21 protein-coding genes, 1 other RNA gene and 1 pseudogene are annotated in these 26,430 nt (G+C 60.2%); 8 read left to right on the top strand and 15 right to left on the bottom strand.

Translation table 11 applies throughout. From position 1 onward, the window contains the following. Positions 1 to 3 precede the first annotated feature (3 nt). Complete coding sequence (gene carA / locus DFR37_RS12700; protein WP_170139905.1) at positions 4 to 1,158, bottom strand: glutamine-hydrolyzing carbamoyl-phosphate synthase small subunit; 1,155 nt, start codon at positions 1,156 to 1,158, stop codon at positions 4 to 6. Between the two features lie 247 nt (positions 1,159 to 1,405). Here carA and tal point away from each other — a divergent pair. After that, a pseudogene (tal, locus tag DFR37_RS12695) lies at positions 1,406 to 2,362 on the top strand (transaldolase). Positions 2,363 to 2,477: 115 nt separating this feature from the next. On the opposite strand, the gene recR reads toward tal, so the two are convergent. The 6 genes from recR to DFR37_RS12665 all read right to left on the bottom strand — a co-directional run bounded on the left by recR (position 2,478) and on the right by DFR37_RS12665 (position 11,923). Then, complete coding sequence (gene recR / locus DFR37_RS12690) at positions 2,478 to 3,086, bottom strand: recombination mediator RecR (RefSeq protein WP_113933638.1); 609 nt, start codon at positions 3,084 to 3,086, stop codon at positions 2,478 to 2,480. Then, positions 3,086 to 3,412: a YbaB/EbfC family nucleoid-associated protein gene (locus DFR37_RS12685; RefSeq protein ID WP_113933636.1), complete on the bottom strand. Its 327-nt coding sequence runs from the start codon at positions 3,410 to 3,412 to the stop codon at positions 3,086 to 3,088. Before DFR37_RS12685 ends, recR begins: the two co-directional genes overlap by 1 nt. A 30-nt stretch (positions 3,413 to 3,442) precedes the next feature. After that, positions 3,443 to 5,680, bottom strand: coding sequence for a DNA polymerase III subunit gamma/tau (locus DFR37_RS12680; protein ID WP_113933634.1), 2,238 nt, complete (start codon positions 5,678 to 5,680; stop codon positions 3,443 to 3,445). A gap of 96 nt (positions 5,681 to 5,776) precedes the next feature. After that, an RNA gene (gene ffs, locus DFR37_RS12675) (signal recognition particle sRNA small type) lies at positions 5,777 to 5,874 on the bottom strand. A gap of 81 nt (positions 5,875 to 5,955) precedes the next feature. Continuing rightward, positions 5,956 to 9,279, bottom strand: coding sequence for a UvrD-helicase domain-containing protein (locus tag DFR37_RS12670; protein WP_113933632.1), 3,324 nt, complete (start codon positions 9,277 to 9,279; stop codon positions 5,956 to 5,958). After that, the gene (locus DFR37_RS12665; RefSeq protein ID WP_113933630.1) at positions 9,269 to 11,923 is read right to left on the bottom strand and encodes a PD-(D/E)XK nuclease family protein; all 2,655 of its coding nucleotides are present in this window, start codon (positions 11,921 to 11,923) and stop codon (positions 9,269 to 9,271) included. Before DFR37_RS12665 ends, DFR37_RS12670 begins: the two co-directional genes overlap by 11 nt. A 201-nt stretch (positions 11,924 to 12,124) precedes the next feature. On the opposite strand from DFR37_RS12665, the gene xerD reads away from it, so the two are divergent. Both xerD and DFR37_RS12655 read left to right on the top strand, forming a co-directional pair. After that, positions 12,125 to 13,024, top strand: coding sequence for a site-specific tyrosine recombinase XerD (gene xerD / locus DFR37_RS12660; protein WP_113933628.1), 900 nt, complete (start codon positions 12,125 to 12,127; stop codon positions 13,022 to 13,024). A gap of 9 nt (positions 13,025 to 13,033) precedes the next feature. After that, the gene (locus tag DFR37_RS12655; RefSeq protein ID WP_113933626.1) at positions 13,034 to 13,528 is read left to right on the top strand and encodes an aminoacyl-tRNA deacylase; all 495 of its coding nucleotides are present in this window, start codon (positions 13,034 to 13,036) and stop codon (positions 13,526 to 13,528) included. A gap of 12 nt (positions 13,529 to 13,540) precedes the next feature. On the opposite strand, the gene DFR37_RS12650 is transcribed toward DFR37_RS12655, so the two are convergent. The 4 genes from DFR37_RS12650 to DFR37_RS12635 all read right to left on the bottom strand — a co-directional run bounded on the left by DFR37_RS12650 (position 13,541) and on the right by DFR37_RS12635 (position 18,240). After that, entirely contained in the window at positions 13,541 to 14,458 is a 918-nt protein-coding gene (locus DFR37_RS12650; protein WP_113933624.1) for an SDR family NAD(P)-dependent oxidoreductase, read from the bottom strand. Positions 14,459 to 14,464: 6 nt separating this feature from the next. Next, entirely contained in the window at positions 14,465 to 15,283 is an 819-nt protein-coding gene (locus tag DFR37_RS12645; protein WP_113933623.1) for an enoyl-CoA hydratase/isomerase family protein, read from the bottom strand. Next, complete coding sequence (locus DFR37_RS12640) at positions 15,280 to 17,007, bottom strand: AMP-binding protein (RefSeq protein WP_170139904.1); 1,728 nt, start codon at positions 17,005 to 17,007, stop codon at positions 15,280 to 15,282. Before DFR37_RS12640 ends, DFR37_RS12645 begins: the two co-directional genes overlap by 4 nt. A 72-nt stretch (positions 17,008 to 17,079) precedes the next feature. Continuing rightward, the gene (locus DFR37_RS12635; RefSeq protein ID WP_113933619.1) at positions 17,080 to 18,240 is read right to left on the bottom strand and encodes an ABC transporter substrate-binding protein; all 1,161 of its coding nucleotides are present in this window, start codon (positions 18,238 to 18,240) and stop codon (positions 17,080 to 17,082) included. Positions 18,241 to 18,377: 137 nt separating this feature from the next. On the opposite strand from DFR37_RS12635, the gene DFR37_RS12630 reads away from it, so the two are divergent. The 5 genes from DFR37_RS12630 (at position 18,378) to DFR37_RS12610 (ending at position 22,949) form a co-directional block, all read left to right on the top strand. Beyond that, positions 18,378 to 19,220: a helix-turn-helix transcriptional regulator gene (locus DFR37_RS12630; protein WP_113933617.1), complete on the top strand. Its 843-nt coding sequence runs from the start codon at positions 18,378 to 18,380 to the stop codon at positions 19,218 to 19,220. A gap of 188 nt (positions 19,221 to 19,408) precedes the next feature. Then, positions 19,409 to 20,179: an ABC transporter ATP-binding protein gene (locus DFR37_RS12625; protein ID WP_113933616.1), complete on the top strand. Its 771-nt coding sequence runs from the start codon at positions 19,409 to 19,411 to the stop codon at positions 20,177 to 20,179. Next, positions 20,176 to 21,177 (top strand): ABC transporter substrate-binding protein, encoded by a 1,002-nt coding sequence (locus DFR37_RS12620; RefSeq protein ID WP_113933614.1) that lies wholly within the window; start codon positions 20,176 to 20,178, stop codon positions 21,175 to 21,177. The genes DFR37_RS12625 and DFR37_RS12620 overlap by 4 nt, the downstream gene beginning before the upstream one ends. 110 nt (positions 21,178 to 21,287) lie before the next feature. Beyond that, positions 21,288 to 22,061, top strand: a complete 774-nt coding sequence (locus DFR37_RS12615; protein WP_113933804.1) for an ABC transporter permease — start codon at positions 21,288 to 21,290, stop codon at positions 22,059 to 22,061. A gap of 12 nt (positions 22,062 to 22,073) precedes the next feature. After that, positions 22,074 to 22,949, top strand: coding sequence for a type 2 periplasmic-binding domain-containing protein (locus tag DFR37_RS12610; RefSeq protein ID WP_113933613.1), 876 nt, complete (start codon positions 22,074 to 22,076; stop codon positions 22,947 to 22,949). Here the strand turns inward: DFR37_RS12610 and DFR37_RS23010 are convergent. From DFR37_RS23010 to DFR37_RS12590, 4 genes are all read right to left on the bottom strand, one after another. Beyond that, on the bottom strand, positions 22,930 to 23,088 hold the full coding sequence (locus DFR37_RS23010; RefSeq protein WP_170139903.1) for an alpha/beta fold hydrolase: 159 nt from the start codon (positions 23,086 to 23,088) through the stop codon (positions 22,930 to 22,932). The genes DFR37_RS12610 and DFR37_RS23010 overlap by 20 nt on opposite strands. Before the next feature lie 486 nt (positions 23,089 to 23,574). Then, a complete protein-coding gene (locus DFR37_RS12600; protein WP_170139902.1) occupies positions 23,575 to 24,591 on the bottom strand; it encodes a TRAP transporter substrate-binding protein in 1,017 nt (338 codons plus the stop codon). 29 nt (positions 24,592 to 24,620) lie between these two features. Further along, a complete protein-coding gene (locus DFR37_RS12595) occupies positions 24,621 to 25,898 on the bottom strand; it encodes a TRAP transporter large permease (RefSeq protein WP_113933610.1) in 1,278 nt (425 codons plus the stop codon). Next, positions 25,895 to 26,386, bottom strand: coding sequence for a TRAP transporter small permease (locus tag DFR37_RS12590; protein ID WP_170139901.1), 492 nt, complete (start codon positions 26,384 to 26,386; stop codon positions 25,895 to 25,897). The genes DFR37_RS12595 and DFR37_RS12590 overlap by 4 nt, the downstream gene beginning before the upstream one ends. Positions 26,387 to 26,430: the final 44 nt, after the last annotated feature.

The following is a 26,430-nucleotide window of genomic DNA, read 5'->3' as shown; positions in this document are numbered from 1 at the left end:
GAATTATTTTTGTCCGGCCATGAGGCTGATGAATTTATCGAAAAGGCCGATGATGTCGTGGGGGCCCGGGCTGGCTTCAGGGTGGCCCTGAAAGCAGAAGGCCGGACAGTCGGTCAGTTCGAACCCTTGGAGCGTGCCGTCGAAAAGCGACACGTGGGTTGCGCGGGCATTGGCCGGCAAGGTGTTCACGTCGACCGTAAACCCATGGTTCTGGCTGGTAATGAACACCCGTCCGGTGTCGAGGTCTTGAACCGGATGATTGGCGCCGTGATGGCCGGACTTCATTTTGACCGTCTTGCCGCCCAAAGCCAGGGCCATAAGCTGCTGGCCAAGGCATATTCCGAACAGCGGGATTTTCTTTTCCATGGCGACGCGGGCCGTTTCAATGGCGTAGTCGCAAGGCTCGGGGTCGCCAGGGCCATTCGAGAGGAAAATGCCGTCGGGCTTTAGCGCCAGCACTTCAGCCACCGGCGTCTGCGCCGGCACAACGGTAACGCGGCAGCCGCGGTCGGCGATCAGGCGCAGGATATTGGTCTTGGCGCCGAAGTCGTAGGCAACCACATGCTTGCCGTTGCAGTCGGGGCGCGCAAAGCCCTGCCCCAGCGTCCAGCTGCCTTCGGTCCAGGTTTCTGTGGACTTGATGGAAACCACCTTGGCCAGGTCCTGTCCCGACATTCCGGGAAAGCCCTGGGCCAGCGCGACCGCGCGCTGGGCATCGTCGCCGACCAGAATGCAGGCGCCCTGGGCGCCGCCGTCGCGAAGGATGCGCGTAAGCTTGCGCGTATCGATGCCGGAAATGGCCACGATGCCTTGCGATTTAAGATAGTCGGGCAGCGACTGCGTGGCGCGAAAGCTGGAAACCCGCAAAGAGCAATCGCGCACCACCAGCCCCGCGACATGGACGCGGCTGGATTCGACGTCTTCGTCGTTGACACCCGTATTGCCGATATGCGGATAGGTAAGCGTAACGATCTGGCCGTTATAACTGGGATCTGTCAGGATTTCCTGATAGCCAGTCATGGAAGTGTTGAACACGACCTCGGCGACGGTATATCCATCGGCGCCGATAGAGACACCCTTGAAAATAGTACCGTCTGCCAAGGCTAGAATTGCAGAAGGAGACGAGTTGGACTCCTCAGGAAAAAGTGACGGCAGCACAGTAAACCCCGGTTATAAAGTCAGTAATCAAACCCTCCGATTATACCTTGAGACCGCCTTTTCTCTGGACAGCCGCGCCAGCCAAGGCCCGCCAAGGATATCGGCACAGAAAACCGCGGCGCCGGCCGTTGTTGCAGGCTGGCTGCAATCATTTACTATTAGGGCTCTTTGCGCAGACCTTGCCTATGCATAAACTGTGCCGCAACCACGCGCTTGACCAATATAGCGCAACGACTGTTACGACGCCATGCAAAACCAACTCGATTCGCTACGCCAATACACTACGGTCGTCGCCGACACCGGCGACTTCGAAACCATGCGCGAGCACCGGCCCACCGACGCCACGACCAACCCCTCGCTGATTCTGAAGGCCGTGCAAAAAGACGCATACCGCCATTTGCTGGACCGGGTCCTGGCCGACCATGCGGGCGCGCCATTGGGCGAAATCGTCGACCGCCTGTTGATCGCCTTCGGCAAGGAAATCCTGGCCATCGTACCGGGACGGGTTTCGACTGAAGTCGACGCGCGGCTATCGTTCGACACACAAGCCACCATTGCCCGGGCGCATCAGATCATGGGCCTATACCGGGCAGCAGGCATAGCGCGCGAACGCATACTGATAAAAATCGCCTCCACCTGGGAAGGCATACAGGCCGCCAAGGCACTACAGGCCGAGGGCATCGCCTGCAACCTGACCCTGCTGTTCTCACTGCCCCAGGCCCTGGCATGCGCCCAGGCGCGGGTGCAACTTATCTCGCCCTTTGTCGGGCGCATTTACGACTGGCACAAGAAAGCCGCCGGCGGCCAATGGGATGAAGCCGCCAACGCCGGTGTGAACGATCCTGGCGTGCAATCGGTAAAGCGCATTTACGATTATTACAAGGCCCACGGCATTGCCACCGAAGTCATGGGCGCAAGTTTTCGCAATCTGGGGCAGATTCAGGCATTGGCCGGTTGCGATCTGCTTACGATCAGCCCCGAACTGCTGGCGTAACTGGCTGCCACCCGCGAACCGCTGGAGCGCCAATTGGATGCGCAAGACGCAATGAACAGCCCACCGCCGCAACTTGAAAGCAATGAGCTGGCATTTCGGTATGAACTGAACGAAGACGCCATGGCCACCGAAAAGCTGGCTGAAGGAATACGTGTTTTCATTGCCGATGCTATCAAGCTGGATAAATTGGTGGAGCAAGCACGGGGATAAATGCCATGGCGCTGTCCGTAGGCGCCGCCGGCCGGCGCGCTTGGCGGACAATACCGCGATAATCGCCGTCGTTTGGCCTGGCCCTGACGGGCAAGACCCACGCCTTGCCCCATGGTCAGGTCGAGCGTCTTTCCATCAGGGCCCAGGCAATGGTGCCCGCATCGACGTACTCGAGTTCGCTGCCGGCCGGCACGCCCCGCGCCAGCCGCGACACCGACAGGCCGCGCGCGCGCAGCAGCTCGGCCAGGTAATGCGCCGTGGTTTCACCTTCGGCGGTGAAATTGGTGGCCAATATGACTTCCTGCACCACGCCGTCGCCCGCGCGCTTGAGCAGGCGGTCGAACTGCAGCTCGGCCGGCCCCACCCCTTCCAGCGGCGCCAGATGGCCCATCAGCACGTAATACAGGCCCTTGTAGCCATGGCTGGATTCGATCATATTTTGATCGGCCGGCGTCTCGACCACGCACAGTATGGACTCGTCGCGCTTGGGGTTGGCACAGGTGGCGCACAGGTCGCCTTCGGTAAAGCTGTTGCAGCGGCTGCAATGGCCCAGGTTATGGACAGCATCGGCCAAGGCGCGGGACAGGCGGTCCGCCCCGGCCAGGTCGTGCTGCAGCATGTGGTAGGCCATGCGCCGCGCCGAACGCACGCCCACACCCGGCAGCCGGCGCAATGCGTCGATCAGCACCTTGAGCGGCTCGGGTTCGGGCAGAGGCGCTTCCATCAGAACGGCAGCTTCATTCCCGGGGGCAAGGGCATGCCCGCTGTCACGGAGGCCATTTTTTCCTGGGAAGTGGCCTCGGCCTTGCGCAAGGCATCGTTGAACGCCGCAGCGACCAGGTCTTCCAGCATGTCTTTGTCGTCGGCCAACAGGCTTGGGTCGATGGTAACGCGCTTGACATCGTGGCGGCAGGTCATGGAAACCTTGACCAGGCCTCCGCCCGAACCGCCTTCGACAACGATTTCCGCCAGCGCATCCTGCGCTTTTTTCATGTTTTCCTGCATTTGCTGCGCTTGCCGCATCAAGCCCGCAATCTGGCCTTTCATCATAATAAGTTTCCCAAAATAAAAATGGAGGCGCTAAGCCGCTTTATCGATAGGAGCCGCCCGCACCGAACCGGGCACGACCATGGCGCCGAAGTCGTTGATCAAGGTTTGCACGAAAGGATCGACCAGCACCGCCTGTTCGGCCTCTTGTTGGCGCCGCGCCCTTTCGGCCTGCGCAACGGCATGCGCTGTTTCGTCGCCCGTCGCGCCGTACTCAACATTCAGGCGCACGACTGCGCCGAAATGTTCGGACAAGAGTGTACACAACCGGGCCTGGCCCGGACTTTCGGCCAAGGTCTTGACCGCCACGCGCAAGCTGATTTCGTCATCGCGCACGTCCAGCCATTCGCTTTGCCGCGCCAGCTCGGCGGCCAGTCCGGTCAAAGGCAGTTGCGCCGCCAGAGTCGGCCACGCCGCTGAAGTCATGTCGCGCAAGCGAGGCGATTTGAATTTCTTGCGGGCGGGAGTAAATGCCGGCACCGCGACATCGTCGGGCACCGTCGCCATGGATTCGAAAGATTCGTCGTCGCCCGATTCCACCGCCGATGGGCGCTCGTAAGACTCGATCGGCGGCACATCATAAGATTCGTTCAGCGGTGGCCCGTCGTAGGCTTCGTCCAGGGGCGGCCCGTTGTAGGGCTCGAACTGCCCCGCGCTTTCGTCGACGGGAATGTCTTCCCAGGCAGGGACATCGTTGTTTTGTGCAACCGGGGGCATGGCCCGGGCGGGCGCCGCCTGCTGGCTGCTGTGCCGATCAACCGGCTGGTTCGCCTTCTCGTGCGGCGTGCTCTCGTCGGACGCGGCGGCCTTCGGAACAGGCCTGGCCTGGGAATTTGGGGCCGAGGCTGCAGGCGGCGGCGTAGACGCTTCGGGAACCGGTCTGGCGTTTGATGGCTGTGCAATGGAACTGCGCTGCGGGGCCACAGGCGGCTTCGGTGCAACAGCCATCTGGCTTGTGCGAGCGCCGCCTGCAAGCGGCGCGCTGGCGGCCGAAGCCGGCTGCTGAGCGGAGTCAGCTGGCTGTGCCCCCGAGACGGAAGCAAGCTGCGGCTCAGTTGCGGCCGCTTGGCCGTCGGCCACCGGCTCGGGCCGTGGCGCGCTTGCCAACGCCGCGTTTTGCCGAGGAGCGCTTTGCTGGGATGTGTCCTGCGGCGCTGCGGCCCCGCTACCCGGTTCAGGCGGCGGCGCGGCTGGCGCCAGGGCCAGCATGCGCAGGCAGGCCATGACGAAACCGGCGTATTCATCGGGCGCCAGGGACAATTCGTTGCGGCTATGCACCGCAACCGAATAAAACAGCTGGACCAGATCGGGCGCCAGTCCGGCACCCAGGCGGGCGATATCTTCGGCCAGGGGGTCGTCCGCCGGCACCGCGCCCGGAATGCGCTGCTCGATGGCAACGCGCGACAGCAGCACGGCCAGGTCGGCCAAGGCGCCTGAATACGACAGCCCCCGGGTAGCCAGTTCGTCGGCTACCAGCAGGACTTCGCTGGCGCTGCCTTCGGACAAGGCCTGCAACAGCCGCAGCAAGTAGCGCTGGTCTATGGTGCCCAGCATTCCCTGGATGGAATCGGTGGTGAGTTCTCCGGCGCTATAGGCAATAGCCTGATCGGTCAGCGAGAGCGCGTCGCGCATGGAACCCGACGCCGCCTGGGCGATAAGCCGCAAGGCGGGGGTTTCGTATCCGATGCTTTCGGCGCCCAGCACTTCCTGCAAATGGCCGACGATGGCATCGGCCGCCATTTGCTTCAGGTTGAACTGCAGGCAGCGCGACAAGACCGTGACCGGAATTTTTTGCGGGTCGGTCGTGGCAAGAATGAATTTGACGTGGGGCGGAGGCTCTTCCAGTGTTTTGAGCATGGCGTTGAACGCATGCCCGGTAAGCATGTGCACTTCGTCGATCATGTAGACCTTGAAGCGGCCCGAACTGGGCGCGTACACAGCCTGCTCAAGCAATTGCGTCATCTCGTCGACGCCGCGATTGGAGGCCGCGTCAAGCTCCAGGTAGTCGACAAACCGGCCCGAATCGATCTCGGTGCAGGCCCGGCAGACGCCGCAAGGCGTGGGGGTAATGCCCTGTTCGCAATTAAGCGATTTGGCCAAGATGCGCGACAAAGTGGTTTTGCCCACGCCGCGTGTCCCGGTAAACAGCCATGCATGGTGCAGGCGCTGGGTGGACAAGGCATGCGTGAGAGCGCGAACCACATGATCTTGCCCGATCAGGGTGTCGAATGAGCGGGGCCGCCATTTTCGCGCCAATACCAAATAAGTCATGCGTGGGAGCTCATGCCAAAAGGCTGTCGTTGGATAAACAAAAAGTTTACCGGATTCGATGCGGCTTGGGGGGACAAAGGCAAAGCGCAAGAAAGAGGAGGCGAGCCTGACTTCGGCACTGGCTCTGAACGACTATGGCTGCTTCGTTCCCGACCTGACCAGTTTCACCGCCGAACCATGCGAAGGGGCCCGCCAAATTGAAGTTTAACAGGACTTGGCCCTTCTTGCCCCGCCCTGCGCGACTATATTGCGCAACAGGACGATACCCGCCGTTTTTAACAATCTATCCAGATGTCAGCGCGCGGAAAATAAAGCGCCCCACGGGCCGGACGCCCGTCCAGCGCGCCGACGTAGGCGCAATACCGTTCTATCTGCTCCAGATAGCGTTCGCGCATGCGGATCTCGAATGCAGCCATGGCTTCGCCGGCACGAGGCACGCCGGTCTTGTAGTCGACCACCAGCCAGCCGGCCTCTTCCGAAATAGCCAGATCGATTACCGACACCCGGCCGCTGACGTCCAGCAGCGACCATTCGCGATAGGCCCGGGCCGCGCGCAGCAGCCACCGACCCCGTTCACTGGACAAGGTCGCCGCCAGAGTTTCATGCACGGCCCGGGTGGCATTGTCCAGAGCCGCGCCGCTTAGCCCCGCCCGGCTCAACTGCTTGCCGATCACCGGCAAACTTGCATTGACTCGTTCAACCGGCCAGGCGTCGATGCCGTCACGTCCCAGCCGTTCCAGCCAGGCGTGCGCCACCGTGCCGGCCAGCGCCTCGAAGTCCGAAGCCGCCGGCCATTGCCAGGCACCGGAACGGCCGGCGGAGCTTGCAGGCATGGCGGGCTCTGGAGGCGTGCTGGCGGTTTTCATGCGCACCAGATATGCCGGCCGGCGCAACGGCCCGTTCTCGCCCGGTTTGGCCGCCACCTGCGGACCCGATCCCGGCGGCTCGGGCTGGCGGATATGCTCCCAAAGCCGCCCCAGCAGGCTGGAAGAAGGCGGCGCCTTGACCGCGCCCTGCTCGTCCACGGCCACCTCGCCGACCAGATGAAGCTGTTCGCGCGCCCGGGTAACCGCAACATATAGCAGGCGATCGGTTTCAAAGCCGGCCCGCAATTTTTCCCGCGCGGCCAGATAGGCGGAAACCGGATCGGCCTCGTCAGCGGTGCGAGGCTTGATGGGGCCCAGCAGCAGGCGGCCCTCGCTTTGTTCGATACGGACCAGCGGCGCGGTATCGCCACGCCCCCGGCGATGCAAGCCCATCAAAATAACAGTGTCGAACTGCAAGCCCTTGGATTTGTGTATGGTCATGACTTCGACCGCGCGCCCCGTGCTTTTGGGCGCTGCAAACAGGCGGTCTATCTGGGCATCGAACTCGACCGGATTCAGGCCGCCGTACGGAGCCAGCTTCTCGATCAGGCGAAACAGGCTTTCAGCGTCGGCCGCATCTTCCGGACTGGCATAGACCGCGGCACCGCCCAGTCTTTCCCAGCATTGCTGCAGCCAGGCGGCAAACGGAATGGTGCCCGCGGCGTTGCGCCTATCCAGCAGCACGGTTGCTGCGCGCCTCAAGCGCCCGGCCTCATGTTGGTCCAGGCCCGCCTCGTCCTGGCCCGCGGCCAGCCAGGCCGACAGCACGGCCGGCACGGCCTGGCTGTGGTCGGCGCCAAACAGGGCATGCAGGCTTTCCAGCCGCAATCCGCACAAAGGCGAGCGCAAGACAGACAACCAGGCCAGCCGGTCGGCCGGATGCGACAAGGCTCGCGCCAACTGCACCAGGTCGCCCACCACCTGGCGCGACTTCAGCGAAACCAGCTCCACGGCCCGGCACGGGATGTTTTCGCGAGCCAAACGCAAGACGATTTCCTGTAAATGCGAGCGCGCGCGCACCAGGATGGCGACAGGATGCTCGCTTTGCGGGTTGCGCTCCAGCGCCTCTCTGACGAGGCCCACGACCAGCTCTTCGCCGGCGGCCGCCTCGCCATCTTCGTCTTCGCCGCGTCCCGCCGTCGACCATACCGGATGCAGCAAGACCCCAGGGATTTCAAGCGCCTCGTTGAAAGCCACCGAGCGTGTATATGGGATCGCTCCCATGGCGGGGTTTTCGTATTGGGGAAACAAGGGCGCAAAAACCGTATTGACCCAATCGACCACGCCGGCCTGCGAGCGGAAGTTGTTGGTCAGGGCAAGCGGCTGCAGTTTGACTTCGCCCAAGCCTTCTTTTTGAACCTTGAGAAACCAGCCCACTTCCGCCTTGCGAAAACGGTAAATGGATTGCATGGGGTCGCCCACCAGAAACAGAGTGCGGCCGTCGTCCGCCTGCCAGCCCGAGGTCAGCCGCCGCAGCAAGTCTATCTGTGATTGGCTGGTGTCCTGGAACTCGTCCACCAGCAAGTGGCGAATGGATGCATCCAGGCTTAGCAATAGATCGGTGGGGTCGTCGGCCCGTCCCAGGGCCAGGACGGCGCGCTGGGCAATTTCGACGAAATCGACCTCGCCGGCTTCGGCGAAACGCAAGCTAAGCTGGGCCGAGGCCAGCCATAACACTTGCACCAGCGCACGCAGCGTTGCCTCCTGATCCGGCAAATATCCGTCCACCGGCATATTGCGCACGCCCGCCAGCCCCGCGATCCATGGTTCGCAAGCTTCACAGCCCTTGAGCCATTCGACGAACTGCTCTTTATGAGCGGTCTTGGCATCGAAGCCCTGCTTTTTCGTTACCGTGCGGCGCAAACTTCCTGTGGCGGTCAGCAGCACGTTGGCCAAAGCCTGCCATTGCTCGACGTCGAAGCAACTGGTTCCCAAAGGGTCGCCCGACCAATCGCGCAAGGCGCTAAGATCGAATGCCTCGCCGCTTTGCTGCAAGGCGGCTGCCGCAAGCGTCACCGACGGCGCCAGGCTTTGCGCCCATCCCAAGGGCATGGCCCGCGCCACGGTGGCCAGGTCCTCTTCGATGGCCTGTTCAAGATTGTTCTGCAACTGCTCCACATCGCCGCTGTCGGCCAGCAACGGCAGCCATTGGTCCCGGCTGGCCAACATGTCGGCCAGCAAGTCTTCGGCGGCGCGAGTGTCGACATCCATGTGCGACACCAGGGAGGCAACCGCTTCAACATCATCGATCATGGCCAGCGTCGCGCGGGCCGCCGCCAGATAGTGCTCTTGTGCGTTGTCCGCCACGGCCGGCATGCCGCCCAGGCCGCTCAGCCAGGGCATGCCGCGCACCAGGTACGAGCAAAATGCGTCGATGGTGCGTATGCTCAAACGAGCCGGATACTCCAGCAGATTCCAGCCCAGTTCGTCGTTGCGCCGCATGGCCTGCTGCGCCAGCAGCCAGCTGTTTTTCTTGTGTTCTTCTTGCGGCGGCGCCAAGGTGCCGGCCTTGAGCTTGCTAAGGACCCGCGCATGCATTTCCGAAGCGGCCTTGCGCGTAAACGTGATGGCAACAATTTCTTCAGGGCGGTTCACCGTGGCCAGCAGCGCCAGGATGCGGTCGGTCAGCAGCTCGGTTTTTCCCGACCCCGCCGGCGCCTGAATCAAAAACGATTTACGCGGGTCCAGCGCCGCAAGACGAACGGCAATATCGTCAGGCTGCTTAGACGTCATGGCGGATCTCTTCATTCAAGCGTAAAAAGGGCAAAGTATCGCAATACTTGATGTCGTCGGCGCGCAAACTGCGATTGACCGCCACTCCTTGCGAATACTCTTGCGCCAGGCCTTCGATGGTGTGGCGCCAATCCGCCATAAGCTGCTGCCAGCCGCGGCCGGCGAATTCGGGCCAATCGTCCAGCGCGGCCAGGCCTTCAAAACCGTAATTGCCATCGGCCAGCCCTTTGACCTCGACCTTGCGCGCATGCAGCCTGGCCAATACCAAGGCGCCGACGCGGGCGTCTTCCCGTGCCAGGACCGACGCATAGAACGGCAACTGCAAGCCTATGGGGCGAGTGCGCATCCAGTTGCTTTTGGGGTCGATATTGCCGCCACCTGTTTTGTAGTCGATGACGGCAAGGCGGCCGTCATCCAGCTTGTCAATGCGATCCAGCCGCAAGGTCAAGTCCAGGGCGCCGTGCGTCCATTGAAAGCTGCGCTCCACCCCTTCGATGGCAAACGGCTGCCGTTTCAGTTCAAGCTCGAACCAGCTTTCAAGAACCACCCTGGCCCTTTCAACTTCCAGCTCGCGCAGCACGGGACTGTAGTCGCGCAAATGCTGCTCGGCCGAGTTCTGAATGGCTTGTTCAGCCAGGGCCAGCAACTCGCCGCTGGCGTGCTGCTGCGCCAGGGTCTCCTGGCTATCGACTGAACGCCACACGAATTCAATGGCCTCGTGCAAGAACAGCCCGCGTGCGTTCTGATCGGACAAGACGGCATAATCAGCCAGCTCGCTGGCGCCCAGCCGGTATTTGACAAAGGCCCACAAGGGATTCCGCGCCTGCGTGTCGATGACGGCAATCCCGCCCCGGGTTTGGCTGCCCTGCGCCAGCGGCGGCCCCTGTTCATCCCGCAAAAACTCCAGCTCGCATGGCTGCGATGGCGAAGGCAAGGGAGGCGCCTCGCCAGCCGCCAGATTCTCGATACATGGACTGGGCCGCAATTCGCGTTCGCCCTCGTGCAGGGCGTGGCTTACCCATACTTGCGGCGCGCAACGCAACAGGGCGCCATACAAGTCCTGAGCCCATTTCAACTCCCGCTCGGGTGTCGCGCGCGGCGCATCGGCCTGCCTTAGCGCAGCCAGAGGAATCAGGGGATTGGGCTTGGGCGAAGCCGGCAGGACTTCGTCGGTCAGGCCCAATATCCATACGCCGTCCCAACGCCCGCCTTCAGCCTCCAGAAACCCTTGAACGTCCAGGCGCGCAGCCGGATCGCGCTGCGGCTGAAACGGCGTTTCGCGCGCAAGCCGGGCCAATAGCGCAACGGCCTGGCCGAAATCCACACTGCCCAGCACCGCCGACTGGCGCGCAAGACGGTCGAAAGCCCGATCGAGCGTTTCGACCACTTGATAAGCATGGCTGTCCAGCATGGCCTCGCCAGGGAACCCCAGCGCCTGCAGTACGGAACGGAAACGCTGCACCCAAGCGTCCAACGTGCCGTCGCGCCAGTCTGCCGCCATGGCAAGGCAGTCGCTCCATGCTTGTGCCAGCCGCGGCGTCCATTGCGCCAACTGTTCTTCAAACCGTCCTTTGGACACGCTGACGACAGCTTTCCTGCGCCAGGCGGCATCGATCAGCGCCCGTCCCGCCGCCTCGGCCGCATGTGCAACGCAACCGCCGGCCAGCAGTGCCTCGCCGGCCAGCTTCGGTTCGCATTGCTTGCGCCGCAAGAGCGTGTGCAACAGCCGCAACCAGGCAAGCGCGGCGCGCACCAACGGCCAATCGGCCAGCGGCCGCGCCACCGCCACGTTATAGGGCAAGGCCGGCTCGTGCTCTGTTCCCCGCAAGGCCTCGCGCAAGACCCGATGCGCCAGCACCACATCGCTTTCCAGGCTGGCCGCCACAATGGCATAACGGCCGCCCGGGTTGGCGCGCAACTGCGTTTGTGCCCAATGCGCCGCCAGGCGCCATTCGGTATCGGGATCGGAAGCCTGTATACGTTGCAGCGCGGCGGCGGGCTGCTCGTCGGCCCGCAGCGCATGAACGCTGACGCCCTGGCCGAGCAGGGCCTGCACCAACCCCGACAAACGCGGCGCAAGCTCGTTGAAGCCGGCCAGCACCAGATGCTGAAAATGGAAGGGCAAAACGCCCTGCGCTATCGCTTCGTGTACACGTTCAAACCCCAGCACGCTGTCCTCGGCGTCCATGCTTTGCAGACTTTGCCGATAGGCCTGGCGCCAGACTTTGAAACGCTGGTAATCACTGGTCTCCATTTCGGGCGGCACCTGAAGCTGCCACTCGGAAACCAGGCGGTCGGCGTCTTGCGCCAGGCGCGCGGCCAGGCCCACGTCCAGCAAGACACGGTCGGGCTCAGCGTCCAGAATAACCTTCTGCCACAGGCAGCGCGCGCCGAAGGCGTCGACCGTATGGGACGCCAGGCCGCTGTCCGCAATGAACGAAAGCTGGTCGCTGGCCTGTTGCAGCCACGCGGACAAGGGCACGATGTCGGGCAGCGACATGACTTGCCTCTGCGCATCGAGCTGAACCGACAGGTCGGCCAGAATACGGCGGGCGTAGCGATTGTTGACCGTCAGCACCAAAGTTGCCGTGCTGGGCAGGCCTGACAGTTCATCCAGGGATATCGGCGTCGATTCCGTAAACATGTTTTATCCGCACATCGAAAGCGCCAATATACCCTCTGTGCTTCATCCGTTGGGACCCTGACTGCTCTCGAGCCTGCCCACCGCTCCCCCAGGGGCAGGCGCTCTGCCTTCAAAAACTCCGGAGGCCCCCACGGGGCGGTGCCGCTCGCCCACGCCGGTGCGTGATACTCTTTCAACAATATTCTGTATGAGGCCGGCCGCGTGAGCTTTACCCCCCCTTCTTCCATCGACGCTTTTCTGGATGCCGTCTGGCTGGAAGACGGCCTGGCTGAAAATACGCTGGCCGCCTACCGGCGAGACTTGACCGCCTTTGCAAAATGGTTCGACGCCTCGGCGGCCAAAAACATCGACCTGGCGCAGGCCGCCGACATCCAGGACTGGTTCGCCGCCAAGCATGACAGCACCCGGGCTTCGACCGCCAACCGCCGCCTTGCGGCCCTGAAACGCTATTTTTTGTGGGCCATGCGCCAGGGCCGCATACATGCAGACCCCTGCCTGACGCTGCATGCGGCCAAACAGCCGGCGCGCTTTCCCAAGACACTGTCGGAAGACCAGGTCGACGCGCTGATGCAGGCGCCCAACCCCGACACTGCCCTGGGCCTGCGGGACCGGGCCATGCTTGAAATCCTGTATGCCACCGGCTTGCGCGTCAGCGAGCTTGTCGGCCTGAACGTGCTGGACGTCAATCTGAACGAAGGCGTCGTACGAGTGAATATGGGCAAAGGAGGCAAAGACCGGCTGGTACCGCTGGGCGCCGAAGCCGCCCATTGGGTCGACACTTATACAAAGCAATCGCGTGTTGCCTTGCTGGGCGCACGCCGCTGCGACGCGCTGTTCGTCACAGCCCGGGCCGCGGGCATGACGCGGCAGGCATTCTGGTTCATCATCAAAAAATACGCCCTGCAAGCCGACATCCACACGCCGCTTTCGCCCCATGTTTTACGCCATGCGTTCGCCACCCATTTGCTTAATCACGGAGCCGACCTGCGCGTGGTGCAAATGCTGCTGGGCCACGCCGACATCTCGACCACGCAGATCTATACTCATGTTGCCAGCGAACGCCTCAAGGCTTTGCACTCCAAACACCATCCGCGCGCCTGAGCACCTGCCATGTCCAAAGAAAAACACGTATCGGAAACGCCTGCCACGCATTTGCTGCGGCACAACCGCATTGAGTTCCATGAACATCCCTACGACTATGTCGAGCACGGCGGCGCGCGCGAATCGGCGCGCCAATTGGGCGTAGACCCGCACCAGGTTGCCAAGACTCTTATCATGGAAGACGAGCACGGCCGCCCGCTGGTTGTTCTTATGCACGGAGACTGCGAGGTCTCCACGAAAAACCTGGCGCGCCAGATAGGTGTAAAAAAAGTCAGCCCCTGTACGCCCGAGACCGCCCAGAAAAATTCCGGCTACCAGGTGGGCGGCACTTCGCCCTTCGGCACCCGCAAAAAAATGCCCGTATGGATCGAAGCCACGCTGCTGGACTATCCTGTAATCTATCTTAACGGAGGACGGCGCGGCTATCTCGTCAGCCTTGCCCCTTCCGCGGTAACGGCCCTGCTTGGCGCAAAGCCGGTCACTGTGGCATTGGCCAAGGACTAACGCACCGAAAAACTATTGCCCCGTCGCCGGCGGAGCAATCATCGGTATGCCGAATGTTTCCAGCTCCTGCCCCACCGAACTGTCCCATGCCTGCGCTATTTTTTCGGCCGTCCAGCGCGAGTCGCTATAAGCCGCGCGTATTTCCTGGGGATGGCTCCACAGGGTCAGCTTGCCGCCGCCCAGGCCTATGCATTGGCCCGTTATGTGGCTGGCAGCCTGCGAAGCCAGAAAGACAAACAAGGGCGCCACGTCTTCAGGCAGGCCCATGCCCATGCCAAGACGCACCTCGGGCGGCAGTTCCTGCCCGTCTTCAAGCAGTTTCATATAGGGCTGCATCGCCGGAATAGTCGCCACCATTTGCGTAAGCGCAGTCGGCAATACCGCATTGACGGTGACCTTGAATTTGGCGCACTCCAGCGCCCAGGTACGCGCAAAGGCGGCGATACCCGCCTTGGCCGCGGCATAATTGGTTTGGCCGAAATTGCCGCGCTGCCCGGCCAGCGACGACACCAGCAGCAGCCGTCCGCCTTCGCCTTGCGCACGAAACTGGCGCACGGCCGCGCGCGCACAAGTAAATGTGCCGCGCAAATGCGTTTCGGTCACGCTGTCGAAATCGTCGTCCGACATATTCCACAACACCTTGTCACGCAAAATGCCGGCATTGGCGCACATGATGTCGAGCCGGCCAAACTGGGCAACCGCCTTGTCGACGCAAAGCTGTGCGGCTTCGGACGAGCCTATGGCTGCTGCCTGGGCCACGGCCTGGCCGCCTTCGGAAAGAATCGTGTCCACCGCGGCTTGTGCCACCTTGGCGTCCAGATCATTGACCACCACCGCGGCTCCGGCCTGCGCCAGCGCCCTGGAGACCGCCAGTCCCAGGCCACGGCCTCCGCCCGTAACAACCGCCACCTTTCCCGTCAGACTCAGCATGGATTTTTATTTTCCTTTGTAGATTGCAGGCCGCCTCTGCATAAAAGCCCTGGGACCTTCTTTGGCGTCCTCGGTTGCCATGACGCGATCATAACTGGCATTTTCGAGAGCAAAAGCTTCGGACAATGGCAGGCCTATCGACTGTATGGCTGTTTTCTTGATCTCGGCTATGGCCACCGGCGCATTGGCCGCCAGGCCTTCGGCAACGGTGCGGGCCCGAGCCATTACTTCACCGGGCTCTACGACGTAGTTCACCAGCCCCCACTGCAAGGCCTTTTGCGCTTCGATGGCCGCGCCGGTCAGCATCAGCTCCATGGCCTGGCAATGCGAAAGCTGCGCGGGCAACCGTGCCAGCGAACCGGCAAATGGAATCAGGCCGCGCTGCACCTCGGGCCAGGCGAAGCGAGCCTGGCTGGATGCAATGCGAATATCGGTTGCCAGCAGTAATTCGGCGCCGGCCGCCACGCAGGTTCCGTTCACCGCCGCGACCACCGGCTTGTATAAGGGAAAATCGCGCAGGCTGCTTACAGAAAACACCGTGGGATCGTCCAGGAGGCGGTGGTCCCATTCCGTTTCAGGCTTGCGGTCGCCCGTCAGCAATGGCAGGGTCAGGCCAAGGTCGCCGCCCGAGCAAAAAGCTTGCGTGCCCGAGCCCGTAAGAATCAAGGCCCGCATGTCGGCATCGGCCTGAAAATCAAGCAAGGCATCGGCAAAGCGGCAGAGCACCTCGGGGCTAAGGGCGTTGCGCGCCTCAGGCCTGTTGAAGGTGATAACGGCGATATGCCCGGCCTTCTCGTACAGCAACGGCAGTTCTGCTTGCGTCATGCGCCTTCACCCTTATTCAAGCCCAGCATCTGAAGCGCGACCTCACGCAGGACATTCTTGCGGAACTTTCCGCTGGCCGTCAAGGGAAACTCATCGACGAACAAGAAGTACTTGGGTACTTTGTGGCGGCTGATTCGGGCACGGCAATACTCGCGCAACACGGCTTCATCCAGGCTTGCGCCCTCGGCCAGCCGCAAAATGGCCGCGGCCTCCTCGCCCATGTACTCGTCCGGCACGGCCACTACCGCAGCCTGTTCGACCGACTCGTGGCCCAGCAGGAACTCTTCGATCTCGACGGGATAGATATTCTCGCCGCCGCGTATGATCATGTCTTTGAGGCGACCGATAACACGCACATAGCCGTTCTTGTCCATCATCCCCAAGTCGCCCGTATGCAGCCAGCCTTGTGCGTCGATGGTCTCGGCGGTTTTTTCGGGCATCAGGTAATAGCCCTGCATCAGCAAATAGCCTTTTACCAGCAGTTCGCCGGGCTGATCGAAGCCAAGCACTTCCCCTGTTTCCTGGTCGACCACCTTGACGCTGGTGTGCGGCAACGGCTGGCCGACGGTGGTCGACTTAAGTTCGAAACTGTCGTCGGGCAAGGTCTGGCACACAATGGGGCTGGTTTCCGTCAGGCCCAGGACAATCATGGGATTGCCGCCTATGCGCTTGTGCACTTCGTCAATAAGCACGACGGGAATCGATGTGCCGCCAGTCAGCATTTTGGTAATGCTGCGCGTATTGAACCGGCCTTGCTGGAACAGCGGGTCGCCCAGCATGGCGATCAACATCGTAGGCACCATATTGATGATGCTGGGCTTTTCGGCGTCGATAAGCTCCAGCATTTTGCGCGCGTCGAAATACACGGCCATGATGAGGGTACCCCGATGCAACAAGGTACTAAGCACGTTCACCACGCAGCCGGCCGTATGGAACAGCGGCATGCTTGCCAGAAAGCGTTCGCCATCGGCCAGTCCGGCTCGGCGCGCCGTCAGCAAGGCATTGTTCAACGTGCTGTGATGCGTCAGCATGACGCCTTTGGGATGGCCCGTTGTGCCGCTGGTGTATTGAATCTGCGCCACATCATGCGGCTTTACGCTGGCCTGCCTGGCACGCAGCTGCTCATCGCTTATCGCCGTCCCCAGTTCCAGGACCTGGTCGAACGGCAGGCAGCCGACGTAGGAAGATTCGCAGCGCATCATCACGACGCGCCTCAAGCGCGGCAAGGCCTGGGTCCGCAGCAAATCGCGCGCCGGGTCGCGGCATTCGCGCAGCTCGGGCAGCAAGCCGTCAAGCGCTTCGATGAACGAGCTCTTGCGATACTTGTCCACGGTGAATAACGTGTGAATATCGCCATTGCGCAGCAAGTATTCCAGCTCGGCCGCACGATACCCTGTGTTGACCGTAACCAGCACCGCGCCGACTTTCGCCAGTGCAATCTCCAGCAACAGCCATTCTGGAATATTGGGCGCCAGGACAGCCACTTTGTCGCCCGCTTCGATACCAAGCGCAATAATGCCCTTGGCCAACTTGTTGACTTCGGCTTGAAACGAGCGGTAATCCAGCCGCAGGTCCATTCCAAGCTCGGGATACTTGTAGACCACCGCTTCGCGCTCGGGAACCGCCTCGGCTCCCTGGTCGAACATATCGCCGATAGTCAGGTCAAGCAACTCCACGTTATCCGTTTCGGCGGTCCAAACAGCCCTGTCTTTTGCTACGCCCACTGCAACTCCTTGATTCGCTTGCGCCATGCCGGCGCCGGCGGGCAGCACCCGCCGCTTTCCGGCCCTGCTGCTTTACTTAACGTAAACCCACTTGCCGTTCTCGATCCTGGCCATCACTTGCGAACGTTCGTCGACCCCGTTATGGTCCTTGTCGCTGAAGTTGTAGACGGCGGTCGACGTGACTACATCACGGCTGTTTTCAATGGCGTCGCGCAGCGCGGTACGAAACTCCACCGTGCCGGGCTTGGCGGTCTTCAGCGCCTGCGGCACGGCATGCTCCAGAATAAGCATGGCATCCCAGGCCGACGCCGCGAAAATGGATGCACTGCCCGCACCGTTGTGCTCTTCGAACAGCTTGTTGAACGCCATGGCGGGCTTGCGGATAGGGTTGGATTCGTCAAGCTGGGATGCGACCATCAAGGGCGACAGCGCGATGTATGCGCCTTCAACGTCCTTGCCGCCTACGCGCAGAAAGTCGTTATTGGCCACGCCCTGGGTTTGGTAGATCAGCCCTTTGTAGCCGCGCTTCTTGAGTTCGATCTGCGGCAAGGCGCCGGGCGTTCCCGCGCTGATGATGAAAACCGCGTCGGGCTTGGGCAAAGCCAGCTTGGTGACCTGCGCAATGACGCTTTGATCGGTCTGGTTGTAGCGCTCGATGCCGGTGGTCTTGATATTGTAGGAAGGCGCCATCTGCTCGAACGCCTTGACGTATCCCTCGCCATAGGCCGTGGTGATCGAAATCAGACCCACTGTGGCGATTTTGTTCTTCCGCATATGCTCCAGAATCAGCTTGACCGCATATTTTTCAGGAGCGCTTACTTTGAAGGCCCATTTTCTATGCCCTTCCTGCGGTTCGACAATAGCGCTGCCGCCACCCAGGGAGATGACCGGCGTCTTGGCCTGGGCCGCCACTTCGGTAATCGTCAGGCTGGGCGGAGTAAGGCTGGAGCCGATAATAATATCGACATTGTTTTCGGCCACAAGCTTGGACGCGGCCTTGGATGCATTGCTGACATCGGTCGAATCGTTAAGCATCGTAACGTTGAGCTTTTCGCCCGCAATGCTGGCAGGCCATAACTTGACGGCATTTTGCTCGGGCAGGCCCAGCGAGGCCCCCGGACCGGTCAAGGAAAGAATAACTCCTACATTGATATCGGCGCGGGCCGAAAGCGGCAGCGCCAATGAGAACCCCAGCACCGCGATCGAACGGCATAATTTGTGCGACAGTTTCATTTTTGTCTCCTGAACTTATAATTGCGGATTGCAAGCTGCGCAGAGTCCGTCGACCTGCATTGGCTGCGATGGTAGCAAGCGCGCAAGCATAAGCGTGTCATCCAAAAGAAGGACAGCGTCCTACCGGAGACAAACACATGAGAAACTGGGAAATCGCCCCAGCCGCGGGACCCGAAGTTCAACAAAGCATTCTTGCGCTTCTCGCGCAGGTGGGCCAAAGCACCTTCAGCGATGCCGTGCTGGGCCAGTTGAACCAGCTCTTTCCTGTCGGTTCCTGGAATGTCTATCGCACCTGGGCGGATCGCCCCCCGGTTCTGCTGTTTTCCCGCAGCTTCCAGCGGCCCGACGTTACGCAAAGATGCTTTCAGGCTTATCGTAACGGCATTTACCTGAACGACCGCTCGTTCGACTCGGTGCGCTCATGCCGCCAACGCGGCAAGCTCGTCCTTCAGCATCTTAGGGCGGACGAATTCAAAAACCCGGAACACCGGGAAATCATTTACACACGCAACCGCGTTTGCGAACGCCTGTCGGTAACGCGCAACGAACACGACGGCTCGGTCACCAGCCTGAACCTGTACGGCCACGAAGACCATACCAGCTACACCGACCGCCATATCGGCCGCTTCGAGGCCTTGGCGCCAGCCCTGTTTATCGGTATCGAGCGCCATATCACTCTTTGTTCGGAACCCGCTCCAGGCAATAGCTCCATCCCCTGCGCCGTCGCGCCGGGCGCCGCGCCGCCGGCCCGTTTCTTTCTTGAAAACCTGAACGCGGGCCTGCCCGCACGCGAACTGGATGTCTGCGAACGGCTGCTGCAAGGCATGACCTACGACGGCATCGCCGCCGATATGCAATTAAGCCGTCCGACGGTCGTAACCTACCGCAACCGGGCATTCGCCCGCCTGGGCATCAATTTCAAGAATCAGCTGTTTGCCATGCATGCCGACTACCAGCGGCAAAGAAACGTGGCGGGTTAGCCACGGCCAGGCCCGGCTTGAATCGCCTTGGGCCTCTCGCCCAACCGTTGATTTCCCGGAGGCCGCGGCTACTCTCCGGGCACGCGCTTCTTATTACCGAAAGTTATTAATAAAGAAGATAAAAATTCTTGTTGGGTATTTAACGGTGCCGTACAGTTCGTTATAACCATATTGCGAAACGAATACCCATGAAGCTGTCATTCAAGAATATAGAAAAGGATTTTTCTGGCCTTCAGGTCATTAAAAACTTCAACCGCGAGATCCAGGACGGCGAGCTTGTCGCCCTGGTGGGACCTTCCGGCTGCGGCAAATCCACCTTGCTGCATATCGCGGCAGGCCTGGAAAAGCCCAGCAGCGGCGACTTCCTCGTGGACGGCGTGCCTACCCTGGACCCAAATCCCGAGCGCACGCTGATGTTCCAGGAAAACGCGCTGTATCCGTGGTTGACGCTAGGCCAAAACGTGGCGCTGGCCCTGGAATTCCAAAAAGCCAACAAGCAAGTCGCCCTGGCCCAGGCCCGCGACTGGCTTGATAAGGTCAACCTTAAAGGCTTCGAAGACTATTATCCGCACCAGGTCTCGGGCGGCATGCGCCAGCGTGCGGCATTGGCCCGGGCGTTTATCTCGCAACCCAAGGCGCTGCTGCTTGACGAGCCGTTCGGCGCGCTCGATGCCTTGACCCGCATGACCTTACAGGACGCTTTGCGCCAATTAATACGCGAAGCGCGGCCGACCGTGTTGCTGGTTACCCACGATGTCGACGAAGCCCTGTTCCTGGCGGATCGCATTCTGGTGTTCAGTTCGCGCCCCGCCACCGTGCTCAAAGAGTTCCAACTCTCGCATCACGAAAAAACCCATGATTTGTCGGAATTCGCGAACATGCGTCGCGAAATCCTGAGCCTGCTCGGAATTCACGCCGAAAAAGAAGAATCAGCATCACTAGAGGAAGTTGCAGCATGAAATTGTCACGTTTTTTAGCCCCATTCCTGGTTGCCGCCGTTGCCTTGACGGCAGGCCCCGCCTTTGCCGCCGACAAATTCAAGGTCGGCTACTTGCGCGTCATGGACGACGCCCAGGCTATCGCGGCCTACGAAGGCGGTTTCTATAAAAAGCATGGCCTCGACGTCGAGCTGGTCGAATTCAAGTCCGGAACAGACCTCATCAAAGCCATTGTCGGCGGACAGCTCGACACCGGCGTTTTGGGCTTCACCAACGCGGCATCGTGGTCCTCCAAGGGCGCCGACCTGAAGGTCATCAGCGGCGCTCAACACGGCTTTCACGCCGTGGTGGTACGTGACGAAACCGGCATCAAGGACGTTGCCGGCCTCAAGGGCCACACGCTGGCTTCCCAAAAAGAAGGCAGCACCGCCGACACAGTGCTAAGAGGCGTTGTCCTGAAAAACGCCGGCCTCAAGCCCGACGATCTCACCATCATGGGTGTAAGCCCGCAGGTGGCGGTCCAGTCGCTGGTAGGCAAGCGCGTTGACGCCGCCTTCCTGTTCGAACCCCAGGCCAGCATTGCGAAGCTTATTGCGCCTGTCACCCAAATCTACGAAATCGGCGAAGTATGGCCTTTCCCGTGCATGGTGGTGATTACCTCGGGCAACACACTGAAAAACCGCAAGGACGATGTCTGGAAGTCGCTTGATGCACAGCGTGAGGCCATCGACTTGCTGCAAAACAAGCCGCAAGAAGCCGCCAAGCTGATTTCATCCTACTTTGTCGCCGAACCCACCATCAAGACGCTGAAACACGGCGAAGTGCCCCGCGACGACGTTATTACCGCCGCCATCAAGAGCCAAACCTTCAGCCCGATCCTGACCGACAAAGAACAGGCCCGCATGCAGGAAATCGCCGACATCATGCAAGAACAAGGTGCGCTCAAGACCAAAGACGGCAAGCCTTTCAATGTAAGCGACATTATCGATCTTGAATGGCAAAAGGCGCGCAAGCTGTAAAACGCCTGCCGGTTCGGTTGTAAAATCGGACCCGCAGCGCCTTGCGCAACTAATGTCTTCTTACCAAAGGATGGCCGGTCTTGCCGGCCATCCTGCTTTTTGAAACTTCCATGAGCACACAGATTCGTCTTTCCGGTTACCGTAAAAAACTCGCCATGCTTGTAGCGATCCTCAGCATTCTGCTGCTGTGGCAAATCGCCGCCTGGTTCCTGCCCGACTTCCTCATGCCCGGTGTCCCCACCGTCATGCAAAGGCTGTGGGAAGACGTCCAATCGTCCAAATTCCAGGCCGCCTTGTCGGGCAGTCTTACACGCCTGGGAATCGGCTATATCTTCGCCCTGCTGTTCGGCATAGGCTTTGGCCTGCTGGGCGGCGTGCTGTTTTTCTTTCGCGAAGTGCTCAAGTCGGCCATCATTATTTTGCAGTCGATCCCGTCCATTGCCTGGGTGCCGCTCTTCCTGATCCTGATGGGCTTCGGCAATCTGCCCATGATCGTCGTCATTGCGCTCGCGGCCTTTTTCCCCGCCGCGCTGTCCGTCATGAATGCCACTGAAAGCGTTCTGCGCGTGCATGTGTCGGCGGCAAAAGTCATGGGTGCCAGCCATTGGGCCATGCTGCGGCGCGTTTACCTGCCCGCCGTCATGCCCGAGCTGATCACCGGGGCTCAACTGGCGTTCGGCAATGCATGGCGGGCGTTGATCTCCGCCGAAATGCTGATCGGCTTCGGCCATGGCCTGGGCCGCTCGCTGGCCTATGCCGGCGAAACCGCCGACATGGTTGGCGTGATGTCCAATATTCTTACCATCGCCATCCTCGCCACCCTGATCGACCAGGTCATCCTGGAAAACCTGAAACGCCGTCTCTTGCGCTATCAGTACGTTTAATACTCCGCCACCATGACACCGCTTTTTTCGTCCTGCCTTGCCTCATCGGCCCGCCGCGCGGCCGCCTGCGGCCTTGCCGCAGCGCTGGCTTGCGCAGCGGCGCCGGCCCAGGCAGCCGCGCCGACAAGCCCGCAAGCCACCCTGCGCACGGCGGTGCATTACGTCGTCCCGCCCTTCGTGGGCGGAGCCAAGGTCCGCACTCCCGAAGCCGTGGACACGCAGTTGGCGCAAGCTCTTGCAGACCAACTGCATGCAAGGCTGCAAACCACGCCGATCAGCATTCTGAAGTTTGGCGGCGGCGCGCAGCCAGCTACGCCAGAAGGCGCAGGAAGCTCGTTCACCATTCCAGCGCAGGCGGACCTGGCGCTGGTATCCATGCCCGACGGCGCCACCCCGCCGGCGTCCACGGTGGCCATCGACACCAAATATGTATCGCGCCCCATGGCCATCATGCGCAGCGACACCGCCATCAAGTCATGGGAACAGCTGAAAGGCCGTACGGTGTGCGTATCGGAAGGCGGGCTGTATGCCGGCACCCTGGCCGCGCAATACGGCGCCGTTGAAAAAATATACAAGGCCCCCGCCGACTCGCTGCTGGCGCTGCGCACCGGCGGCTGCGACGCCGCTGTGCACGACGACGTCATGCTTAAAGAATTGCTTAAGCTGCCCGAGTGGAAAAAATTCTCGGCCACGCTTGCGCCGCCCGCCAACGCCAAGTCCTCGCTAGCCTTTATCGTGCCGGCAAGCCAGGCCGAAACCATTGCGACGGCCAAAGACCTGGTCAAGCAATGGCGCAGGCAAGACTACCTGAACGCACTGAACAAAAAGCGCGTGCAGGACATAGCATTCGAAGTCTATCTGGACCAGGTCATTCCGGATTGCCACTAAAGGCTTTCAGAAATCCCACGACCAGTTCGTTGAAGGCCTCGGGCTTTTCCAGGTAGGGGCCATGGCCTGTTTCGGGAATCTCTTCATAGACTTCCGGGCCAAGAAGGTCGCGAACCCGATGCCCTACTTCAAGCGGCACCGCTCTGGGACCAGCGGACCTTCTCCGGCGTCAAAGACCCGCGTTTCAATCCCTTGCGCCGCGCATAGGTAATTCTTCATTCAATTTCACCGTAGACAAAATGCCGCATGGCTTTCCGTTCAAACCGCCACAACGCTTGCAGCGCCTTTGACTTGCGGTTTGGACTTGCATTTTTTATGGCCGCGATGCGAGGGGTGCCAAGGTATCAACCGCCGTTCGATGAAGTCGACCGCGTAGAACAGAATGGCCCCCAGTACTCCTAAAAGAAGAATGGATACTCTGGGTTCGAGTCAAATATAGGGCACGCGCCGAAATTCGGACAAGCGATTTATCTGGCGGCCATGCATGAATAATAATCAAGTGTCGAGCGAATATGCATCCTAGCCAGTGCAAAAGCTGACCAAAGCTGACAAGACTACAACGAAAAGTCCAGGGCTAGTATTGCAGCCCTGGACTTTTACAAATGACCTGGTTGGCCGTGAACGTTTAGTTTTTGCGATATTTCTCGGCAACTGCTTTGAAAACCTTGTAATCTGCCTGCTGCTTGGCATTGCCGCTAAATACCGCTTCGGCGCTTGCCCCCGCGTCTTTCACGAAAAGCGCGGCGTCCGCACCATCGAGCGTGTAAGATTTTCCGCCGTTCTGTTCCCATAGCTTACGGGATTTTTCCGAGTCCTCGATAGCCCATTTATAAATATGTTCGTCGGCCTTGCGTGCCTCTTCTTTGACTATGGCGCTAAGCTCGGGCCCTATGGACTTTAGGAACTGCGAATTGATGATCGCCACGACTGCAATATGAGTGGAAGGAAGATAGGTCATGGATTTGGTCACGTCGTAGAATTTCAGTGACGTAAAAATCGTGTTGCCTCCAACTGCCCCGTCAATCGTCCCATTTTGCATTGCCGGCAGCACTTCGCCCAATGACATTGACAGCGGCGCCGCCCCTAACGCTTTGAACGTATGTAGAAAAAGCGGAGACCCTGGCACCCTGATTTTTTTCGACTGGATATCATTCAGCGTTTTAAACGGCTTGGTAGTTACTACGGCAACGGGCGTATGCATGAATACGCTCAATACCTCGTACCCCTTGGATGCTCCATAGGTGGAGAGCAACTTTCGAATTTCGGGGTCATTCAAAACCTTGTTGCCCTGCTCCATACTGTCGAATATGCCGGTCGCCGACAAAACACCGAAACGTGGGTCCAGGCCTTCGTAAAAGCCCGACGCATTCAGCGCCACCTCGACCGTGCCCATCGTAACGCCTTCAATTGTGCGCGGGGCCGAACCCAATTGGCTGGCGGGATAAACCTCAACCTTGATTCGCCCGCCCGAGCGGGCGTCAATGCCTTGTTTCAATGTATTGAGCCACTCGACGTCCGCGTCGTTGGCTGTCGTGGTGGTGAGTTTCATGGTGAACTGAGGAGCCGCGACAGCTGCGGCGGAAATCAGAAACGCCCCGAACAATCCGGCCAGCGCCATAGTGATCATGCTTTTTGTTTTCATAACTTTGTCTCCTGAAAATAAGTTAAAAATCAGCCCATCAGCATCCGCATGCTTCCCAGAGATATCCATGGGACATACGTAATAAGAATCAGTGCTGCGAGATAAATCAATAAAAAGGGAATAATGCCGCGGTAGATCGTTTTCAGGTCCAGACCCAGCACCGATTGCGCGACGAAAATATTGATGCCGAACGGAGGATGAAATAACCCAATAGCCAGGTTGACCGTCATGATGATGCCAAAATGAATGGCATCTACGCCAATAGCCTGCATCATTGGCACCAGCAGCGGACTCAGCAGCAAAATGGCCGAGATCGGGTCAATAAAACAACCGACGGCCAACAACAAGATATTGACAGTCAACAAAAGCATCCAATGCGGCACTGCCAAGCCATTGATCCATTCGATCAAATTGGCTGGCACCTGATTCACTGTCAGCAACCAGCCGAATACACTGGCGCACGCCACAATGATCAGAATCTGCGACGTGAACAGCGCTGTTGTCCTGGCAATTTCCAGCACATCCCTAAGCCGCAGCTCTTTAAACACCACGCAGGTGACAAACATCGAATACACACAAGCCACCGCTGCCGCCTCGGTAGGCGAAAAAATGCCGCCATAAATGCCGCCCAGGATGATGACCGGCGCCCCAAGCGCCCAGGCGCTGCGTGCGGTGGCATGCAAGAACGGACGCCAATGAAATTTACGCTCGGCGCCGATCTTATGCTTGGAAGCGAACCAGATCACATACGCGGCCACCATCAGCGAGATCAGGATGCCGGGGATTACGCCCGCCGCGTAGAGTTTTGGCAAGGACTGCTGCGCCGCCGAAGCATAAATGATCATCGGCACACTGGGCGGGATAACCACATCGATCGCGCCCATGGCCGTGATCAGGCCAGCCGAAAACGGCTCGGGGTATTTATCCTTGCGCAGCGCCGGCAGCATGGCTCGGCCAATCGTGGCGACGCTCGCCGCACTCACACCCGAAATAGCGCCAAAAATGGCGGACGTTCCCACTGTCGTCAGTCCGACGCTGCCTCTTACCGGTCCGACCCCTTCCTGCACAAAATCCACAATACGGGTCGTAATGGAACCGCGCCCCATCAACTCGCCGGCATAGATGAAAAATGGAACCGCCAACAACGGGTAGGAGTCGAGCGCCCCGAATAAGGTCTGATGCAGGACCGGCATGGGCATCTGCATGAAAAACACCAGCGCGACCGACGCGGATGCGATCAGAACAATAAAGATGGGAAAGCCGCAAAGCAAGAACAGGACGGGCAAAAAACCTAATGCAAAACTCATACCTCACCTGCCTTTTTGCCCGCGGCAAACACCGCGCGGCAACGGGCCACTATCTGAACCACAGTAACCGCGGCCGTCAATGCAAAGCCTATCGTAATGACGGCGTGTGGGATCCACATGGGAAGCCCGACGTTCTCGCTGGTAATACCGAGCTGAAACATCCTTGCCACATATTCGAACGAGACAAACAGCAACAACAGCGCCACCGCCAGTGTCAATACCCGCTCGGCTACCTCTAGCATGACTTGCAGCCAAGGCGGTGCGTTGCGCACCAGCACGTCCATGCGTAGATGACGCTGACGCCAACTGACGACGAACAAACCTATAAAACTAATGGCGATCATGCCGAAGATCTGTAATTCGTCGGCTCCGGTGATCGAGTAGTTGAAAAAATATCGCCCGGCAATATTCACGCAGTTGAGCAGCACTGCGCCAATCAGAATCAGGGCGAGCAGTGTCTCCACCCGATTCACCAGCTTATCCACCATGTTGTTGTCTCCTTGTACTATTTTTCTTTGCGGGTTGTTCGCGC

It is taken from the genome of Eoetvoesiella caeni (genome assembly GCF_003315175.1).
Classification (GTDB): Bacteria; Pseudomonadota; Gammaproteobacteria; order Burkholderiales; family Burkholderiaceae_B; genus Eoetvoesia; species Eoetvoesia caeni.
Note: the sequence above shows the minus strand (reverse complement) of the source record. Positions and strands in the feature narration are given on the sequence as shown.

Coding starts and splice junctions, on each gene's coding strand:
- recR (WP_113933638.1), bottom strand. CDS start 3,086: ATGGAAGCGCCTCTGCCCGAACCCGAGCCGCTCAAGGTGCTGATCGAC.
- DFR37_RS12685 (WP_113933636.1), bottom strand. CDS start 3,412: ATGATGAAAGGCCAGATTGCGGGCTTGATGCGGCAAGCGCAGCAAATG.
- DFR37_RS12680 (WP_113933634.1), bottom strand. CDS start 5,680: ATGACTTATTTGGTATTGGCGCGAAAATGGCGGCCCCGCTCATTCGAC.
- DFR37_RS12670 (WP_113933632.1), bottom strand. CDS start 9,279: ATGACGTCTAAGCAGCCTGACGATATTGCCGTTCGTCTTGCGGCGCTG.
- DFR37_RS12665 (WP_113933630.1), bottom strand. CDS start 11,923: ATGTTTACGGAATCGACGCCGATATCCCTGGATGAACTGTCAGGCCTG.
- DFR37_RS12655 (WP_113933626.1), top strand. CDS start 13,034: ATGTCCAAAGAAAAACACGTATCGGAAACGCCTGCCACGCATTTGCTG.
- DFR37_RS12650 (WP_113933624.1), bottom strand. CDS start 14,458: ATGCTGAGTCTGACGGGAAAGGTGGCGGTTGTTACGGGCGGAGGCCGT.
- DFR37_RS12645 (WP_113933623.1), bottom strand. CDS start 15,283: ATGACGCAAGCAGAACTGCCGTTGCTGTACGAGAAGGCCGGGCATATC.
- DFR37_RS12635 (WP_113933619.1), bottom strand. CDS start 18,240: ATGAAACTGTCGCACAAATTATGCCGTTCGATCGCGGTGCTGGGGTTC.
- DFR37_RS12630 (WP_113933617.1), top strand. CDS start 18,378: ATGAGAAACTGGGAAATCGCCCCAGCCGCGGGACCCGAAGTTCAACAA.
- DFR37_RS12625 (WP_113933616.1), top strand. CDS start 19,409: ATGAAGCTGTCATTCAAGAATATAGAAAAGGATTTTTCTGGCCTTCAG.
- DFR37_RS12620 (WP_113933614.1), top strand. CDS start 20,176: ATGAAATTGTCACGTTTTTTAGCCCCATTCCTGGTTGCCGCCGTTGCC.
- DFR37_RS12615 (WP_113933804.1), top strand. CDS start 21,288: ATGAGCACACAGATTCGTCTTTCCGGTTACCGTAAAAAACTCGCCATG.
- DFR37_RS12610 (WP_113933613.1), top strand. CDS start 22,074: ATGACACCGCTTTTTTCGTCCTGCCTTGCCTCATCGGCCCGCCGCGCG.
- DFR37_RS12600 (WP_170139902.1), bottom strand. CDS start 24,591: ATGAAAACAAAAAGCATGATCACTATGGCGCTGGCCGGATTGTTCGGG.
- DFR37_RS12595 (WP_113933610.1), bottom strand. CDS start 25,898: ATGAGTTTTGCATTAGGTTTTTTGCCCGTCCTGTTCTTGCTTTGCGGC.
- DFR37_RS12590 (WP_170139901.1), bottom strand. CDS start 26,386: ATGGTGGATAAGCTGGTGAATCGGGTGGAGACACTGCTCGCCCTGATT.